Raw genomic sequence first — 17626 nt, forward strand, 5'->3', positions numbered from 1 at the left:
ATTTCAAAATTTATTTAAATTAGAAGAAAAAAATAACAGGACTGAATGATGGAGCTGTGCAAGTAAAGCAATTAAAGAGGCTGTTGTTAAAGCCTTGGACGTTTGGAGGTTTATCTGATGGTGTTGAATAAATACCTTGAGTAAGGTATTTCTAAGAAATATCCCGTTGGCTAGAGTTAAGGGATATTGATTTTGTATGCAGAAGAGGCTTTCCTCCTAAAAATTAAAATCGCTGCAAAAGCATAATTCAAAAGACGAGCTGAAGTCGAGTCATAAAGATATTAGTGTTTTTATTTTCACCTCCAAGCTGTGCGCGACTAGTATCGGAATCGACCATAGCATGGACATAATTAGCCCTAATCATAAAATTCTGCGTTGCCCACCAATTGATGCCGAGGGTAATATTTTTTTCTACCCCTCCGAGAATGTTTTTATTTTCCAGATCGAGGACGCTGTAACGAGCAGCAATTTCCCAAGCTCCCCAACCTCCTTTGCCTACCATTCTACGAGGGGTAATTCGGCTGTAGCGACCCGTGCTTGCTTGGTAGTTGCGCGATTCCCCAGTTAGGAAATATCCTGTTTGAGCATACCAGCCATCAAAATTTAAATTAGGTATTCCTTTTTTACGTGCTATTTCAGAGTGGATATATTCGCTCTGAGCGTGAAATGGGCCCCAGACAGTAGAAATTTCTCCTCCAAGTAGTAAGTTTTGTTTAACATCTGGAATTACGCCTGTACCGATAAGACTGGGCGCAAGCTGAGATTCAGGGCGAGTGGATAACACCAGCCCAGAGTTGTCATTAAAATTTCGATAGTCAATAGATCCTCCTAGGTGAAATACGCGGGTGGCTTCAGCGATGGGGGCAATTGTAGCTCGGCTAACGGCTTCCCAATTGCCGTTGCTAAATGCCCCTGGGTTTACAATCCCTTCACTATAAAAACCCGCCGCAACTGTCCAATCTGGCCAGCCTTTTCCATAAGTATCCATACTTAAACCTAAGCTGCGGCGACCAATTTCATCGTTGTTAAGAAAATTATCCACAAAATTGCTAATAAAATTCTCACTTGGATGATTATTGCTAATACCCGCATTGTTAATCAGGGTATTTACCATGGCGCGTTCCTGAAAAACTGTCCAGTTGTTGCTGGTCACCGACTCAAGGCTAAAAGGTACTTTCTGGTAGCCTAAAGTTAAGTTAATGGGGTCAAATCCTCTAAATCTAAAATAAGCGTTGGTGATTCTTGGATTATATCCACCAAAAGCACCCTCAACCCGATACATCCAGTTTTTATACAGCGTCCCAATAAAATTAATACGGGCACGACGAAGCTCCAGATCAATTTTGCTGCTATCCAACAATGCACTATCACCCTGAATTCTGCCTCCGAGGTTAAATGTATAGTTACCGCTAGCTGATTTTATGGTTAATCCTGTATAGTCCGCTTTAACCGTAATTGATTTTTGTTTTGTTGACTCTTTATGATTTTGCTCGGTAACTTTATTTTCTGTTTTTACTTGAGCGTTATGGGTGAGATCTTTAGGCTTTTCTTGATTTAATATCTCGGTATTTGCGTAAGCGGAGGAATTTAGTAGACTCCCATGACTTAAAATAATAGATACAAGTATTTTTTTAACGTTAGATCCCAAAACTCTATCCTTTAAGCTGGCGGAGTGTAGATGTTAAAAATGGTTACAGCTGTAATAAGATCATGAAGAGGTTTTAGCTTAGATATGATGTTGGTAATCTAAATCTCACCTTACGCCACTATAGTGAATATATAAGAGGGTTTTTAACTTAGAATAAAATTGGATTTATAGTTGTTGTTAAATAGTAATATCGGTTAAAAATACGATTATTTAAAATGGATTATTGTTATGGCAAGGTTCTGTAAGAGTTACAATATTTATTGTATGTTAAGGCTTAAGAAAAATATGCGCAGATTAACGATGACTGCTTTAGTATTAGAGCTAGTCTCATGTATGTTATTTGTTAGTAGTAGAGCAGTGGCTGATCAAATTGACCCTGCTCTTAAGGAGTATGTGAAAGTCAGTGGGGTTGCGGGTAATTTATCCAGTGTGGGTTCTGATACTTTAGCCAGCCTTATGGTGCTTTGGGCAGAGAAATTTAAAAATCTCTATCCTAATGTGAATATTCAAGTTCAAGCCCCTGGATCTTCAGCAGCCCCTACTGCACTTACTGAAAATACGGCCAATCTTGGCCCTATGAGTCGAAAAATGAAGGATAATGAGGTAGAAGCCTTTGAGGGTAAATATGGCTATAAACCCCTCGCTATCCGCGTCGCCGTGGATGTAGTGGCGATTTATGTGAACAAGGACAATCCCATTAAAGGAATGACTCTCCCTCAAGTAGATGCAGTTTTCTCAGTGACTCGTAAGTGTGATTATCTTAAAAATATTATTCTTTGGGGAGAATTAGGCTTAAAGGGAGGATGGGTTAATCGAAAGATTCAGCTTTTTGGGCGTAACGCAGTTTCCGGTACTTACGGTTATTTTAAGGAAAAGGTTCTTTGTGAAGGGGACTTTAAGAATACGGTGAATGAACAGCCAGGATCAGCTTCTGTCGTTCAAGGGATTGCTAAATCGCTGAATGGTATGGGTTATTCGAGTATGGGTTATCGAGCTTCCGGCGTGCGTGCAGTTCCTCTAGCAGCAAAAGCAGGATCTCCTTATGTAGAAGCCACTTCGGTCAATGCAATCACTGGTAAATACCCCCTAGCGCGCTTTCTTTACCTCTATATTAATAAACATCCTAATAAGCCTTTGCCACCATTAGAGCGAGAGTTTATCAAAATGATACTCTCTAAACTTGGCCAAAAAATGGTCATTAAAGACGGTTATATTCCCTTGTCCGCTCAAGCTGTGGAAAAAGAGTTAGCTAAAATTAATGGAGATGGACTCGCCAGTACTCACTAAGATACTTAAATTCTTTTATCAAGAACGCTTTTGCTAATAAAAGTGTTTTTTTCTTATTCCTTATTATTTTATATAAGCCAAGATGGTTGCTAGTGCCCCAGAGCCTGAAAATCGTATTATCCCTCCTATCACTAAACGCTATCGCCGCTGGCGTAAGATTAAGGATTATGCGGCACGCTATTATATCATTTTTGGGGGTGTGAGTGTCATTATTACTATTACTTTGGTTTTTTTCTACCTCTTATATGTAGTTATTCCTCTATTTCATTCAGCGCAGATAACGCCTACTGCTCAGTATGTAACCCCTGGCGGTAGTATGGATGCGACTGTGTATCTAGCCTTAAATGAATATAATGATACCGGTTTTCGTCTCACTGATCAGGGGCGAGCAATCTTCTTCTCTACCCAAGATGGCAAAGTGGTTTTGAATTCAAAGCTGCCTATACCTGAGGGGGTGGCTATTACTAGTTTTACGGCCAGTCATTCCTCTAGAGAGGTAATTGCTTATGGTCTTTCTAATGGTCGCGGAGTGTTTTTGCGCCCTATTTATCAAACTGCCTACACTAGTGATAATGTCCGTACTGTTACTCCAAGGTTAGAATATCCTTTAGGTAATCAACCTCTAGTTATAGACTCCAAAGGACAGCCGCTACATTTGATTAGCGCTCAATCTAATAAAGAACAAACAACTATTGCAGCAGTGACTGCAGATAACCGTTTGATTTTAGTTAATTTTATCAAACTGCGTTCTTTTGCCGATGAAAAAACTATTATTACGCAAACAGATGCCTCCTTAGATTTATCCCCGCTTAAAATTACCCATATAATAATCGGTGGGCAGCAAGAAGAATTATATCTGATTGATACGGAAGGCTATATTAATTACTATCGGCTGATAGGTGACGAGAAAACCCCCAACTTAATACAGCGGGTGAGGGTAGTCCCACTAGGCACTCAGGTTACTGCTTTATCCTCTCTAACCGGAGGAATTTCTCTTTTAGTAGGAGATTCCTCCGGTCAGATTGCCCAATGGTTTCCAGTACGAGATGAAAATAACCACTATAGCTTAGTACAAATTCGCACCTTTAATGCCCAAAAAGGGCCTATTAAGGCTATTGCTCCTGAACATGCTCGTAAAGGTTTCTTAGCAGCTGACTCCTTAGGCTATATTGGCCTTTACCATGCTACTGCACATCGAATATTACGGATAAAGCGCTTAAGTAAAGCACCTTTATCAGTTATTGGTATTGCACCTAGAGCTAATGGTATGTTAGCTGGTGATCTTCGAGGAAAAATACGCTTTTTAAGAATAGACAATAAGCACCCAGAGGTTTCTTGGCAGGCGTTATGGGGGAAGGTTTGGTATGAAAGTTCACAGAGGCCGAAGTTTGTCTGGCAGTCTTCAGCCTCTAGCAATAAGCTTGAGCCTAAATTTAGCCTCACGCCCTTGATCTTTGGGACGTTCAAGGGAGCCTTTTATGCGATGCTGTTCGCCATTCCTATAGCGATTATGGGTGCAGTTTATACAGCTTACTTTATGGGACCAAAAATGCGGGGCATAATCAAGCCCATTATTGAGATTATGGCCGCACTTCCTACGGTTATTCTTGGTTTTTTAGCCGGACTCTGGCTAGCCCCCTTAGTAGAAAAAAATCTTCTAGGAATCTTAATCTTACTGTTATTATTACCTTTGAGTATTTTTATACTATCTTATTTTTGGTACCGGCTACCTAGTAAGGTGCGCCACTGGGTTTCAGATGGCTATGAGGTGATACTCCTTACTTTTGTAGTGATAGGGGTAAGCGCTCTGATATTGACCCTCAGTAAGTCGCTAGGTACAACATTTTTTAATAATGATATCTCTCTGTGGATCACTACCCACTTAGACATAATCTACGATCAGCGTAACGCCCTTGTAGTGGGGTTTGCCATGGGATTTGCTGCAATTCCCCTTATCTTTTCTATTTCTGAGGATGCCATATTTAGTGTTCCCAAGCACTTAACCGTTGGTTCCTTAGCTTTAGGGGCAACTCCTTGGCAAACATTAGTACGCGTAGTGCTTTTAACAGCTAGCTCAGGTATTTTCTCTGCGATAGCGATCGGTTTTGGGCGAGCAGTTGGTGAGACCATGATTATATTGATGGCCACTGGCAATACCCCAGTGATGGATTTTAGCCCTTTTCAAGGGCTTCGATCTCTTTCTGCAAATATTGCGGTAGAGATGCCGGAAGCTGAGGTGAATGGTACTCATTACCGTATTTTATTTCTTACCGCTCTTGTATTATTTATAGTGACTTTTATCATTAATACCTTTGCTGAAATTGTACGCCAGCGGCTACGCGCAAAATATAATAGTTTATAGGGTTTAAAAATAGCAAATTAGCTCATAACAATAAAATTTAAGTGTAAATGAGAGCGTGGCTTAAATCGGGTACTCCTTGGATTTGGTTGACTGCTAGCGCAGTGAGTATCTGTCTTATTATGGTAGCTGGCTTATTGATACTAATTGCTGCTAATGGATTAGGACATTTTTGGCCAAAGTCGGCTGTGGAGATGGGCTATACCCAGCAGGATGGAAAAGTAGTACGTTTAATTGGCGAGATAGTAGGCCAAGAGCAAGTTAATCGTCAGCGGCTTCTTGATGTAGGCTATAGGTTACTAACTGACTCTAAACTGATTACTCGAAGCTTACTTAAAATAGGCAATCGGGATTTAGTTGATTCTGATTTCCTTTGGATTGTAGAGCCATTGATTAGCTATCAGCACTACCCGAAGGATTTGCTAGTGATTGAGCGTCGAGAATGGGGACAAGCTTATGGCTATCTGAAGTCCATTAAAGATCAGGGTAAAATAATTGCTGAGGGCAGGAAGGCTTGGGAGATTCTTCGGAAGAAGGTGCGTAAAGCCAATAGGGTGTATGCTCAAATTAAGACTATTCAGAGGCACGATATTGGTGCTATCAATTACCAGCTAGAGAAATTGCGTTTGCATCATCGAAGATTAGAGCTTGAAGCTGTATCTGATCTTCAAGCTTATGCTGAGATTAAGGCTGAAGAGGAGAAGCTGCGAGCGGATTATACTCGTATTAAGAAAAAGCTTCCTAAACTTTACCAGCAACTTGAGCAAAGTAGTTTGGCTATTGAGATTGCTGATGGTCGGATAGTTGAAATCCCGTTAGCAACAGTAGTGCGAGCTTATCATCCTAATGAGATGGGGGTAGGGGAGAAAATAGGATTTTATGGGCAAAAACTCGCTGAATTTATAGCCTCAGATCCTCGTGAAGCTAATACGGAAGGAGGGGTTTTTCCTGCTATTTTTGGCACTGTCATGATGGTTCTGATTATGTCAGTGATAGTGACCCCCTTTGGAGTGGTAGCTGCTATCTATTTACGGGAGTACGCAAAGCAAGGCTGGTTAGTGCGGATTGTTCGGATTGCAGTCAATAACTTAGCGGGTGTACCTTCTATTGTTTACGGGGTATTTGGCCTTGGGTTTTTTGTATATTTCTTGGGAGGTAATATCGATCATTTGTTCTTCCCAGAGGCATTACCAGCACCAACCTTTGGTACCCCAGGCTTACTGTGGGCTTCTTTGACCTTAGCTATTCTTACCGTGCCCGTGGTGATTATTTCTACAGAAGAGGGGCTTTCTCGTATTCCCCGCTCTATCCGAGAGGGGAGCTTGGCATTAGGTGCAACTCAGGCTGAAACCCTATGGCGTACTGTATTACCTATGGCTGCTCCAGCTATGATAACTGGACTTATTTTAGCAGTGGCAAGAGCAGCTGGAGAAGTGGCTCCGCTAATGATGGTTGGGGTGGTAAAGCTTGCGCCTGCGCTACCTTTAGATGAAAATTTCCCCTTTTTACACCTAGATCGCAAGTTTATGCATTTAGGTTTTCATATCTATGATGTAGGCTTTCAAAGTCCTAATGTGGAGGCAGCTCGCCCTTTAGTATACGCAACAGCTTTACTTCTCATTTTAGTGATTGTAGTGCTTAATTTAGTAGCAATTATGATTCGTAATCGACTTCGAGAAAAGTACCGTGCAGTAGAAAATTAATATGAGTCGAGAGATTAAAAATAGAGGATTTCAGACCTATGGTATTGCTTGATCGCAGTGTTCAAAAACTTAGGCTGAAAGATGAAACTCCCTGCCTATATACCAAAAATTTTAATCTATATTACAACCAAAATACCCAAGCACTTACAGATATTAATCTAACTATCCCGGAACGGCGAGTAACTGCGTTTATTGGTCCTAGTGGTTGTGGGAAATCTACCTTATTACGTTGCTTTAACCGGATGAATGATCTAATTGATAATCTCCGAATTGAGGGAGAAATTTTTCTACGGAAGCAGAATATTTATGATAAAGACATTAATGTTGCCGATTTACGGCGCCGGATAGGGATGGTATTCCAAAAGCCTAATCCTTTTCCAAAATCTATTTATGAGAATGTGGCTTATGGGTTACGTCTACAGGGGATTAAAGACCGTCGTATTTTGGATCAGGCGATAGAGAAATCCCTTAAAAGTGCAGCTTTATGGGATGAGGTTAAAGATCGCTTGAATGATAACGCAATAGGTCTTTCTGGTGGCCAACAGCAGCGGCTAGTGATTGCTAGAGCGATTGCTATCGAACCAGAAGTATTGCTTTTGGATGAACCTGCATCAGCTTTAGATCCTATCTCTACACTCAAGATTGAAGAGCTGATATATAAATTAAAGAGTGAGTATACTATTATAATAGTTACCCATAACATGCAGCAGGCAGCTCGGGTATCGGACTATACAGCGTTTATGTATTTGGGAAAATTAATTGAATTTGGTGATACCAGTACTTTATTTACTAATCCGAAGAAAAAGCAGACTGAGGATTACATTACTGGGCGTTATGGTTAATGATTCCTTATTATTTCAAGGAGCGGATTATGTCTCATAGTATTACCCCCCATACCTCGCGGCAGTACGATTGGGAGCTAGAAGATATCCGAACTCGAGTTCTTGTCATGGGAAGGTTAGTAGAGCAGCAGATTGTTGAGGCTGTGGATGCCTTGGTAAACAAGGATGTAGAGAAGGCTAAAAGCGTGATTAATGAAGATTACGAAGTTGATGCTATGGATGTTTCCATTGATGAAGAATGTACCCAGATTTTAGCGTGTCGTCAGCCTGCTGCCGGAGATTTACGGTTAGTCATAGCTGTAATTAAAATTGTGGCTGACTTAGAGCGTATTGGTGATGGAGCTGAGCGTATCGCTCGGGCTGCCATCAGTTTGTCAGATCGGGAAAAGCCAGCAAATGTTTTTGAGTCGATAAAATCCATGGCTAATTGTGCTGCAGGGATGCTAAGGGACTCTTTAGATGCTTTTGCGCATATGGATACCGAAGCTGCATTTAGCGTAGTAATGCAAGATACTCAAGTAGATGCTCAGCATGAAAATATATTGCGCCAACTTATCACTTATATGATGGAGGATCCTCGAAATATCTCTTGGGCAGTAGAGCTTACGCTAGTAGTTAGAATTTTGGAGCGGATTGGAGATCACGCTTGTAATATCTGTGAACATGTCATTTATTTAGTGAAGGGGCGGGATGTACGCCATATTGGCTTAGAAGGTATGGAACAGATTGTGCGTGAGAAGTAATTGCCTCCCTGCCAATTCAAAGGTTATTTTAGCATTATGGATATTCGCGAGGGGTATAAGCTTTGATATTAAGAGCATGAATTTCTTTACCAATCGCTTCATTAACTGCTTGATACACCATTCGATGACGCTCTAATAGAGATTTTCCAGAAAAGGCCTCAGATACAATAGTTACACAATAGTGTCCGCCTCCCCCATGGCCGCTATGGTTTTTATGACGTTCGCTGTCATCTTGAATTATGATAGATTTTGGAGAAAGGGCAGCTTCTAAGCGTTTCTGGATAAAAACAAGTCGCTCTTCTGGCCTCATGGTAGTACCTGCTTAAAAGGTTTAACAGTAACTTGAGTATACACCCCAGCTACAAGATAAGGATCTGTTTCAGCCCATTGCTGGGCTGCCTCTAGGGAGGAAAATTGAGCCACTATCAAGCTGCCTGTAAACCCCATTTCTCCAGGGTCTTCGGTGTCAATAGCCGGAAAAGGCCCGGCCAATATCAAATGCCCGTTTTCTTGTAGTGTTTGAATTCGAGCCAAGTGGGCAGTGCGAGTTTGGCGACGGCGCTCTAGACTATGTTCGCTATCTTGACCAATAATGGCATAGAGCATAATTAATCCTCAGATGGATTGAGATATCGGGTAAGATAAAAAGCTTGGCCAATAACAAATAATAGAGTTAGACCTAGCATACCGAAGAGTTTGAAATTGACCCAAGCTGCCTCTGTGAATTGGTAGGCTACATAGAGATTGGCTGTGCCTGAGATAAAGAAAAATACCACCCAAGCCAGATTAAGACGATTCCATATAGGCGTGGGTAGGGTAATTGCAGTACTCATCATCCGTTGTACTAAAGGTTTATTAGTAAATAGCTGGCTAGCAAGAAAAGCAATACCAAAGAGCCAATTCACTACTGTTGGCTTCCATTTAATAAAGGTAGGATCACGAAAAACTAGAGTAGCTCCCCCTAGTATAACTACTAATCCTAGGGTGACTAGATGCATCGGTTCGAAACGATGGTATTTAAGAAAGTAGAGGCTAACTTGCAATACTGAAGCAACAATCATAACTGCTGTTGCTAGTAACAGGGCGTTTCCAGAATCACCGGAAGATAGAGGTAAGCCGAGGATATAATTAAGTTTATCTATGATTTCTGGAGGTAGTTTATCGTAAAGTTTATAGGCACCAAAAAACAAGAGAATAGGGAAAAAATCAAAAAATAGCTTCATAGCCTAATCCTATCATTTAAAAATATCTTACTGTATTTGTCCCATGAGGTACACTGTAACAGATGTCAACAACAATTTACGACTTGCATACCCACTCGACAGCCTCCGATGGCACACTTCATCCTGCGGTTCTCGTACAACAGGCAGCCGATCAAGGTGTAGATGTTCTCGCCTTAACCGATCATGATTGTACAGCAGGTTTAGCTGAGGCCAGTGTTGCCTCTGCAAACCTTGCTTTAAGACTGATTCATGGAGTGGAGATATCAGTGACTTGGAATCAGGGTACCATTCATATTCTAGGGTTAAAGATTGATCAAGGGAATTTAGCTCTACAATTAGGGCTTCAAATGTTACAGGCCTATCGAAATGAACGCGCTCTTGAGATAGCCCATCAGCTGCAAAAAATAGGTATTGAAGGCGCTTTTGAAGGTGCGCTATGTTACGCACAAGGCAATATTCTTAGCCGTACTCACTTTGCTCGTTTTTTAGTTGAAAAAGGCTACGCTAAGGATATTCAGAGTGTTTTTAAACATTATCTAGTGCCGAGTAAACCAGGCTATGTTGCTAGTTGCTGGGCTACATTAGAACAAGCGTTGGCTTGGATTCATAATGCTGGAGGGATATCTGTAATAGCTCATCCAGCGCGTTATAAATTAACCCGCAAGAGATTAATCCAATTATTTGGAGAATTTAAAGAATGCGGCGGAATTGCTTTGGAGGTGATCTCGGGTCATCAGCAGCCGGAGGAAACTGCCCAATTAGTGGGCTTGGCTAGGGAGCTAGATCTTTTTGGATCTTGCGGCTCTGACTATCATGGAACTCAAAATGATCGGGCTCACTTAGGCCAGATTTCTTCTTTTCCTGTTGACTGTAAGCCTGTATGGAATCTATGGCAGTAATCATGGGGGATATTTATGGGTCAGTATTTCCAAATTCATCCAGTTAACCCGCAACAGCGTCTTCTGAATCAAGCGGTTTCGATTCTTCAACAAGGAGGATTAATTGTCTATCCGACTGATTCTGGCTATGCGCTAGGCTGTCGGGTTGGAGATAAGGCGGCGGCAGATCGCATTCGTTATCTTAGAGGGTTAAATGATCATCACGAATTTAGCCTAGTACTTTGCGATCTTTCAGCTTTTTCCCTGTATGCCAAGGTAGATAATAGGATTTTTCGATTACTAAAAACCTTAACGCCAGGAGCTTATACATTTATTCTCAAGGCTACTCGAGAGGTTCCTCGGCGCTTGCAAAACCCCAAACGGCGTACTATCGGCATTCGAGTTCCAGATAATACAATTAGCAAGGCATTATTAGCGACTTTGAGTGAGCCGCTAATAAGCTCTACTTTAATTTTACCTGGTGGAGAAATGCCCCTTACTGATCCAGAGGAGATCTACAATCGTATTGGCAATCAAGTAGAGCTCGTCATTAATGGAGGTTACTGTGGTTTTGAGCCTACTACTGTTGTTGATCTGGTTGAGGATATGCCAAAAATTATCCGTGCGGGGAGAGGTGATCTAACCCCTTTTAAGGCACGTGATCAAAGCTCATACCAAGAAACCTAAGTTAGTGGCTTATGAAAAAGGAAACTATTAAACATCTTAGGTGATTTTAGTGATATTAACTGGAATGGGAGGGTGGTTTTTTCTTGCCCTAGTGGTAGCTATTGCTGGCTGGAGATGGATTCAATGGCTTGAGGCTTGTAAAGCAGCTAATAAAGCGGACTGGGGAAGAAGTTATCTTAATTATTTAGACGGTTTAAATCGTCTCTACTGTCATCGGTTTCATCGACTTGATTCTAAGCTGCTGCCTTTGCCTGTTCAGGGTGGGGCATTAGTAGTTGCTAACCATATCTCAGGGTTAGATCCTCAGCTTTTAGTTGCTATAAGCCCCCGCCCATTACGGTTTTTAATTGCTCGCGAACAATATCAGCGAATAGGATTTAGATGGTTATTCCGTGCTATGGGCTGTATTCCGGTTGATCGGGATAAGCGACCAGAAAAAGCTCTTCGAGCGGCTTTATTAGCTTTACGTGCTGGAGAAGTGATTGCCCTCTTTCCTCAAGGGGGGATCCATTTGGATACGGATCCTCCTCGTCCGCTTAAACGAGGAGTTGCTTGGCTCGCATTGCAATCTGGGGTGCCTATTTATGCTCTACATATTGAAGGTGTTAAGGGGCAGGGGCAGATATTGGGCGCTTTGCTACAACGAAGCCGGATTTCCCTTCACTATCACCCGCCAATTTCCTGCGTGTCTCTTTCAAAAGAGGAGTGTTTATTCCAAGTCGCTCAAATCGTAAGAGGAGGGTAAGAGTAAAAGATAAAGACCTTTAAGATATTGCCTAGGGTTTAATTTTAATGGTGATGCCTCCATCTTTTATTTAAGAATAAGATTTTAAATACTGGGGAGCTGCTAATGCGACAGGATAGATTCACGACTAAATTTCAGGAGGCTTTGGCCGATGCCCAAAGCTTGGCTTTAAGACATGATCATCAGTTCCTAGAACCGTTGCACGTGATGCTTACTTTGCTAGATCAGCAAGGTGGAACTGTACTACCGTTGCTGATGCGAGCTGGCGTTGATGGAAACTATCTTCACGCTCAGCTCAATAACGCCCTTAAACAGCTTCCCCAAATTCAAGGTACTCCGGGAGAAATTCATCTCTCTCAAGAGTTAGCAAGATTACTAAATATCACGGATAAACTAGCGCATCAGCGGCAGGATCAATATATTTCTAGCGAGCTATTTTTACTGGCTGCAGTGGAGGATAAGGGTCAGCTTGGTGAGTTACTACGAAAAAATAAGGTCAGTAAGGCGAATATAGAAGCGGCTATCAATGCTATGCGTGGTGGGCAACAAATAAACGATCCGGGCGCTGAAGATCAGCGTCAAGCCTTAGAGCGTTATACAGTTGACCTAACACAACGGGCCGAGCAAGGTAAATTAGATCCTGTCATTGGCCGAGACGATGAGATTCGTCGTACTATTCAGGTATTGCAGCGTCGTACTAAAAATAACCCGGTGCTTATTGGGGAGCCTGGCGTGGGGAAGACCGCCATTGCCGAAGGATTAGCTCAGCGAATTATTAATGGTGAAGTACCCGAGGGACTAAAACATAGGCGTTTATTGGCACTGGATATGGGGGCACTGATTGCTGGCGCTAAATTCCGGGGTGAGTTTGAGGAGCGTCTTAAGGCTGTACTTAAGGATGTAAGTAAAGCAGAAGGAAATATTATTTTATTTATTGATGAACTTCACACTATGGTAGGGGCTGGTAAGGCTGAGGGAGCTATGGATGCGGGTAATATGCTTAAGCCCGCCTTAGCTCGGGGTGAGCTCCATTGTATTGGCGCAACGACCTTGGATGAGTATCGCCAGTATATAGAAAAAGATGCTGCCCTTGAGCGGCGATTCCAGAAAGTATTGGTAGATGAGCCTAACGTAGAAGATACTATTGCTATCCTTCGAGGGTTAAATGAGCGCTATGAAGTTCATCACGGAGTAGAGATCACTGATCCGGCCATTGTGGCAGCAGTAAGCCTATCTCACCGCTATATTACGGATCGTAAGTTACCCGATAAAGCCATTGATCTGATTGATGAGGCAGCTAGTCATATTCGTATGGAAATTGACTCTAAACCGGAGCCTATGGATCGACTAGAGCGGCGTATTATTCAGCTAAAAATTGAGCGTGAAGCGCTGCGAAAAGAAACAGATGAAGCTTCTAAAAAGCGGCTGGAGATTTTAGAAACTGAGCTAAATACCTTGGAGAAAGAATACGCGGATTTAGAGGAGATCTGGAAAGCGGAAAAAGCAACGCTGAGTGGTGCCCAAGGGATTAAAGAGAAATTGGAACAGGCTCGGCTAGATCTTGACTCTGCGCGCCGTGCGGGGGATTTAGCACGCATGTCAGAATTGCAGTATGGCCGTATTCCAGAGCTACAAAAGCAGCTTGATGCTGCAGCTGCCATTGAATCCCATGATTTTAAATTGTTACGTAATAAAGTGACTGAGGAGGAGATTGCTGGGGTTGTTTCCAAATGGACGGGTATTCCAGTCTCTAAGATGTTGGAAGGAGAGCGGGATAAATTATTGAAGATGGAAGAAGCATTGCAACAGCGAGTGGTGGGGCAAATGGAAGCCATTACCACCGTAAGCAATGCCATTCGTCGCTCTCGCGCTGGACTTTCTGATCCTTATCGACCAAATGGTTCTTTTTTATTTCTGGGGCCAACCGGTGTAGGTAAAACCGAACTTTGTAAGGCATTAGCTGTTTTTTTGTTTGATACCCAAGAGGCGATGATTCGGATTGATATGTCCGAGTTTATGGAAAAACATGCCGTAGCTCGACTTATTGGTGCACCGCCTGGTTATGTGGGTTTTGAGGAAGGAGGTTATCTGACCGAAGCTGTACGACGTAAACCTTATTCGGTAATTTTACTAGATGAAGTAGAAAAAGCTCATCCAGATGTTTTTAATCTTCTTCTCCAAGTGTTAGATGATGGGCGGCTTACAGATAGCCACGGGCGTACGGTGGATTTTCGCAATACCATTGTCGTGATGACCTCCAATTTAGGCTCTCAAATTATTCAAGAGATGATCGGAGAAGATGATTATCCGAGGATGAAAAAAGCAGTGATGGAGATTGTGAGTCAACATTTTCGTCCAGAATTTATTAACCGGGTGGATGATGTAGTAGTTTTCCATCCATTGTTAAAAGAGCAGCTTCATGCGATTGCTAAAATCCAGATAGCTTACCTCCAGCGACGATTAGCAGCGCAGGATATGCAGCTATCCGTTACTGATATAGCCTTAGATAAGATAACAGAGGTAGGATTTGATCCCGTTTATGGCGCTAGACCCTTAAAGCGAGCTATTCAGCAGCAGCTTGAAAACCCTATTGCACAGGAAATTTTAAAAGGAACCTTTAAGTCTGGGCATTTAATTAAAGTTGGGTTTAAAGAGGATCGCTTTGTTTTCGAGCGTTAGCCTAGGTTAGATTGGTTTGTGGCAGCTTGTGAGCGCCCTGTCAAGGAAAATGACAGGGCGCTCTTTCTAAATCAAGATAATTAATCATTATCCTTATCCTTGTCAGGAGATAGCAATTTCTGCTTTACCCACTGCTGGGCGCTTGTATAGTCAATTTTGCCACTAGCAAGTAGCGGGATTTTCTCTACAATTAAGATTCGGCGAGGAACATGGATCTCACTTAACCCCTCAGTTTTTGCTTGAGCTAATAAGGGGCGACGTTCTGCATCTGTCTGCTCGGTGAGCAGTACTGGCTCTTCCCCTCTTTTGGGGTCGGGTAAGATAATTACGGCGTGACTAGCGTTAGGCCAAGTTTTACTAGCTAATTCTTCAATAACAGCTAAGGAGATCATCTCGCCGGCGATTTTAGCAAAGCGTTTAGCGCGCCCATAAATAATAAGATAGCCATCCTTATCGATATCAACGATATCCCCAGTATCATACCAACCTTCTCCGCGGGATGTTCGCGGAGGTTGAAGTTGCCTTTGTGTTTGAGCCAATAAGTAACCGAGCATGATATTAGGCCCACGGACTATCAAGCGGCCTCCAGATTTAATACCCGGAACGGGTTCAATATAATACGCAATCTGAGGTAGTAAGCGCCCTACGGTACCAGGACGATTTTCCAGTGGGGTATTATAAGCTAGTACAGGACCGGTTTCAGTAACGCCATAGCCTTCAAAAATACGGATACCGAATTTTTCAGCCCAGATTGAGCGGGTGGATTCTTGTAGTTTTTCTGCGCCAGCAATTACATAACGCATACGATAGAAATCATAACAGTGAGCTTGCTGAGCGTAGCCTGTTAGGAAGGTGTTAGTGCCAAATAAAATGGTTGCATTGGTACGATAGATAAGCTCAGGGATGACGCGATAGTGAAGAGGAGAGGGGTATAAAAATAACCGAATACCAGAGAGCAAGGGAAGTATCATTCCCATAGTCAGCCCAAAAGCATGAAAGAGCGGTAGGGCATTAAAGAGTAGATCTTCTTGAGTAAACTCTATTCGGCTAGTTACCTGTTGAATGTTAGCTAGCAGATTAGCGTGAGAGAGCACTACCCCCTTTGGAGTTCCTTCTGAGCCGGAAGTAAATAATACTACTGCTGGATCATCCGCTGTGACTTTGGGGGCAAGGCGCTGATAAGTCACTCGGGCAAAATAAGATTGCACCATTGCCCGTAGCAGTTGTAAGGGTTTTATGCGCTGGCGTAAATCTTCTAAGTAAATTAATTGAACTTTGTCGACCAAGGCTTCTGCTACAGCCTGTAACTCAGCGGCTTTAATAAAGCGCTGGGAAGTATAGACAATGCGAATACTACTGGTTTCAATAGCCGCAAAGAGTCCTGCAGTGCCCATAGTAAAATTTAACATGGCGGGCACTCGATTATGGCTATGTAAAGCGAAAAATAACACGGTAGTGCTTAAGGCGGTGGGCAATAAAACCCCGATAAACTCCCTTGGCTGAGTATCTTTGGCAATCAACGCACCTAATAAAAAAGCCCGTTGTATGAGCTGATCATAAGTGATGGGTTGGCGATCTACATCTTCCATAATTTGGAAACGGCGGCCATAAATGCTACGAGCATCCAATAAGGATTGGAAGAGTGGGCGACGATAGCGATCGTTTGTAAAACTTATTTCTGTCATGGCTTCAAGCAGCAAGGATTCTGTTTGCTCATGCAGTTCACGGCTGGAAAGGGAGGTCGGTAGAATAAATTGCCGGGGAGGTAATAAGGTCATTGTGATGATAGGAAACCATCTACGATGTTTTTTCTGTACGGAGAAAAATAGAGTATCTTCAGCTCCTTCAATTCGCACCGGTAATACCATAGCCCCAGATTTGTAGGCAGCCCATCCTATCCTTGGGTAAATTTTCATCATGATACGGGTAGTACGTATCCGGCCCTCAGGAAAAATGACTACTCTATGGTATTGATTAAGATATTCAAGTAGGGTTTCCGCGGCATCAGGTGCTGTAGGATCTAGGGGAAAAATATGCAGATGCTGAAGCCAAGGATTTTTGGCCGTCTGAGGAGGAATGATATAAACCGTATCCCTAGGTAAAAATTCAGCTAACAATAGAGGATCAAGTGAAGAGATGTGATTAGCAATGATTAATATGCGCTCGCCCGCTTGTTGATAATATTCAAAATCTTTAATTTGAATTCGATAGCAGATTTTAAACAGAAACCGTAGTAATGCAGCGATTATCTTGGCGTATTTGTCCATTTTATTCATAGGAATTAGGCTGGTTTAGGTAATTTTGCTACAGTTTGAAATATTCGGTGAAAAGGGGTAGCTAATATAATGAATTTATACCTAGTTCTAAAATATGTACATATTACAACTGTAGTAGTGACGTTAGTATTATTCGTTGGTAGAGGCTTATGGATGGTATTTTCTTCGCAACGCTTAGCACAACGCTGGGTAAGGATTATCCCTCCTATTGTTGATACTGTGCTCCTAGCAAGCGCTATCGGTATGACCTTAATTCTGCATCAATATCCTTTTGTAAACAGTTGGTTGACTGCTAAGGTTGTGGCACTCATTGGTTATATCTTGATAGGGAGTCTTGCACTTACCTATGGCCGTACCCGTGGCTTGCGGATTAGCGCCCTATGGGTAGCTTTAGTTTTATTTGGTTATATCGTGGCTGTGGCTATTACTAAAACCCCTGTGCCGTGGGCGACTTAATAATTTATAGCGCGGAGTTTCTTGATTATTGGGTCGGTGTGTTTAATTTTTCTAATTTTATTGTAAATAAAGATGACAAGATTTAAGGTAGATATACATT

At 42.2% G+C, this 17626-nt stretch carries 15 protein-coding genes; 10 read left to right on the forward strand and 5 right to left on the reverse strand.

Features of this window, described 5'->3' with window-relative positions:
• Positions 1-247: 247 nt before the first annotated feature.
• The gene (locus TAO_RS03135) at positions 248-1648 is read right to left on the reverse strand and encodes an OprO/OprP family phosphate-selective porin (RefSeq protein ID WP_096526579.1); all 1401 of its coding nucleotides are present in this window, start codon (positions 1646-1648) and stop codon (positions 248-250) included.
• A gap of 285 nt (positions 1649-1933) precedes the next feature.
• Here TAO_RS03135 and TAO_RS03140 point away from each other — a divergent pair, with 285 nt between their 5' ends.
• From TAO_RS03140 to phoU, 5 genes are all read left to right on the forward strand, one after another.
• Positions 1934-2935, forward strand: a complete 1002-nt coding sequence (locus tag TAO_RS03140; RefSeq protein ID WP_408607617.1) for a PstS family phosphate ABC transporter substrate-binding protein — start codon at positions 1934-1936, stop codon at positions 2933-2935.
• An 82-nt stretch (positions 2936-3017) separates the two neighbouring features.
• Complete coding sequence (locus TAO_RS03145) at positions 3018-5297, forward strand: ABC transporter permease subunit (protein WP_096526581.1); 2280 nt, start codon at positions 3018-3020, stop codon at positions 5295-5297.
• A 47-nt stretch (positions 5298-5344) separates the two neighbouring features.
• Positions 5345-6997, forward strand: coding sequence for a phosphate ABC transporter permease PstA (gene pstA / locus TAO_RS03150; protein ID WP_096526582.1), 1653 nt, complete (start codon positions 5345-5347; stop codon positions 6995-6997).
• A gap of 38 nt (positions 6998-7035) precedes the next feature.
• Complete coding sequence (gene pstB / locus TAO_RS03155; RefSeq protein WP_096526583.1) at positions 7036-7839, forward strand: phosphate ABC transporter ATP-binding protein PstB; 804 nt, start codon at positions 7036-7038, stop codon at positions 7837-7839.
• A 29-nt stretch (positions 7840-7868) separates the two neighbouring features.
• Positions 7869-8582 (forward strand): phosphate signaling complex protein PhoU, encoded by a 714-nt coding sequence (gene phoU, locus TAO_RS03160; protein ID WP_096527732.1) that lies wholly within the window; start codon positions 7869-7871, stop codon positions 8580-8582.
• Between the two features lie 34 nt (positions 8583-8616).
• Here phoU and TAO_RS03165 read toward each other — a convergent pair whose 3' ends face one another.
• The 3 genes from TAO_RS03165 to TAO_RS03175 are packed head-to-tail and all read right to left on the reverse strand — an operon-like array spanning position 8617 to position 9805.
• Entirely contained in the window at positions 8617-8892 is a 276-nt protein-coding gene (locus TAO_RS03165) for a BolA family protein (RefSeq protein ID WP_096526584.1), read from the reverse strand.
• Positions 8889-9188: a YciI family protein gene (locus tag TAO_RS03170; RefSeq protein WP_096526585.1), complete on the reverse strand. Its 300-nt coding sequence runs from the start codon at positions 9186-9188 to the stop codon at positions 8889-8891. Before TAO_RS03170 ends, TAO_RS03165 begins: the two co-directional genes overlap by 4 nt.
• Positions 9189-9190: 2 nt before the next feature.
• A complete protein-coding gene (locus TAO_RS03175; RefSeq protein ID WP_096526586.1) occupies positions 9191-9805 on the reverse strand; it encodes a septation protein A in 615 nt (204 codons plus the stop codon).
• Positions 9806-9867: 62 nt separating this feature from the next.
• On the opposite strand from TAO_RS03175, the gene TAO_RS03180 reads away from it, so the two are divergent.
• From TAO_RS03180 to clpB, 4 genes are all read left to right on the forward strand, one after another.
• Positions 9868-10704: a PHP domain-containing protein gene (locus TAO_RS03180; protein ID WP_096526587.1), complete on the forward strand. Its 837-nt coding sequence runs from the start codon at positions 9868-9870 to the stop codon at positions 10702-10704.
• A gap of 15 nt (positions 10705-10719) precedes the next feature.
• The gene (locus tag TAO_RS03185; RefSeq protein ID WP_096526588.1) at positions 10720-11370 is read left to right on the forward strand and encodes an L-threonylcarbamoyladenylate synthase; all 651 of its coding nucleotides are present in this window, start codon (positions 10720-10722) and stop codon (positions 11368-11370) included.
• Positions 11371-11419: 49 nt separating this feature from the next.
• Positions 11420-12115: a lysophospholipid acyltransferase family protein gene (locus TAO_RS03190; RefSeq protein WP_231910557.1), complete on the forward strand. Its 696-nt coding sequence runs from the start codon at positions 11420-11422 to the stop codon at positions 12113-12115.
• Positions 12116-12220: 105 nt separating this feature from the next.
• On the forward strand, positions 12221-14794 hold the full coding sequence (gene clpB / locus TAO_RS03195; RefSeq protein ID WP_096526589.1) for an ATP-dependent chaperone ClpB: 2574 nt from the start codon (positions 12221-12223) through the stop codon (positions 14792-14794).
• Between the two features lie 80 nt (positions 14795-14874).
• Here the strand turns inward: clpB and TAO_RS03200 are convergent, their stop codons facing one another.
• Positions 14875-17070 carry an AMP-binding protein gene (locus TAO_RS03200; RefSeq protein WP_096526590.1) on the reverse strand — a complete coding sequence of 732 codons (2196 nt, stop codon included), beginning with the start codon at positions 17068-17070 and terminating at the stop codon, positions 14875-14877.
• Between the two features lie 69 nt (positions 17071-17139).
• Between TAO_RS03200 and TAO_RS03205 the strand changes: the two genes are divergently transcribed.
• Entirely contained in the window at positions 17140-17526 is a 387-nt protein-coding gene (locus tag TAO_RS03205; protein ID WP_096526591.1) for a SirB2 family protein, read from the forward strand.
• Positions 17527-17626: the final 100 nt, after the last annotated feature.

This window comes from Candidatus Nitrosoglobus terrae (assembly GCF_002356115.1).
GTDB classification, from domain to species: domain Bacteria; phylum Pseudomonadota; class Gammaproteobacteria; order Nitrosococcales; family Nitrosococcaceae; genus Nitrosoglobus; species Nitrosoglobus terrae.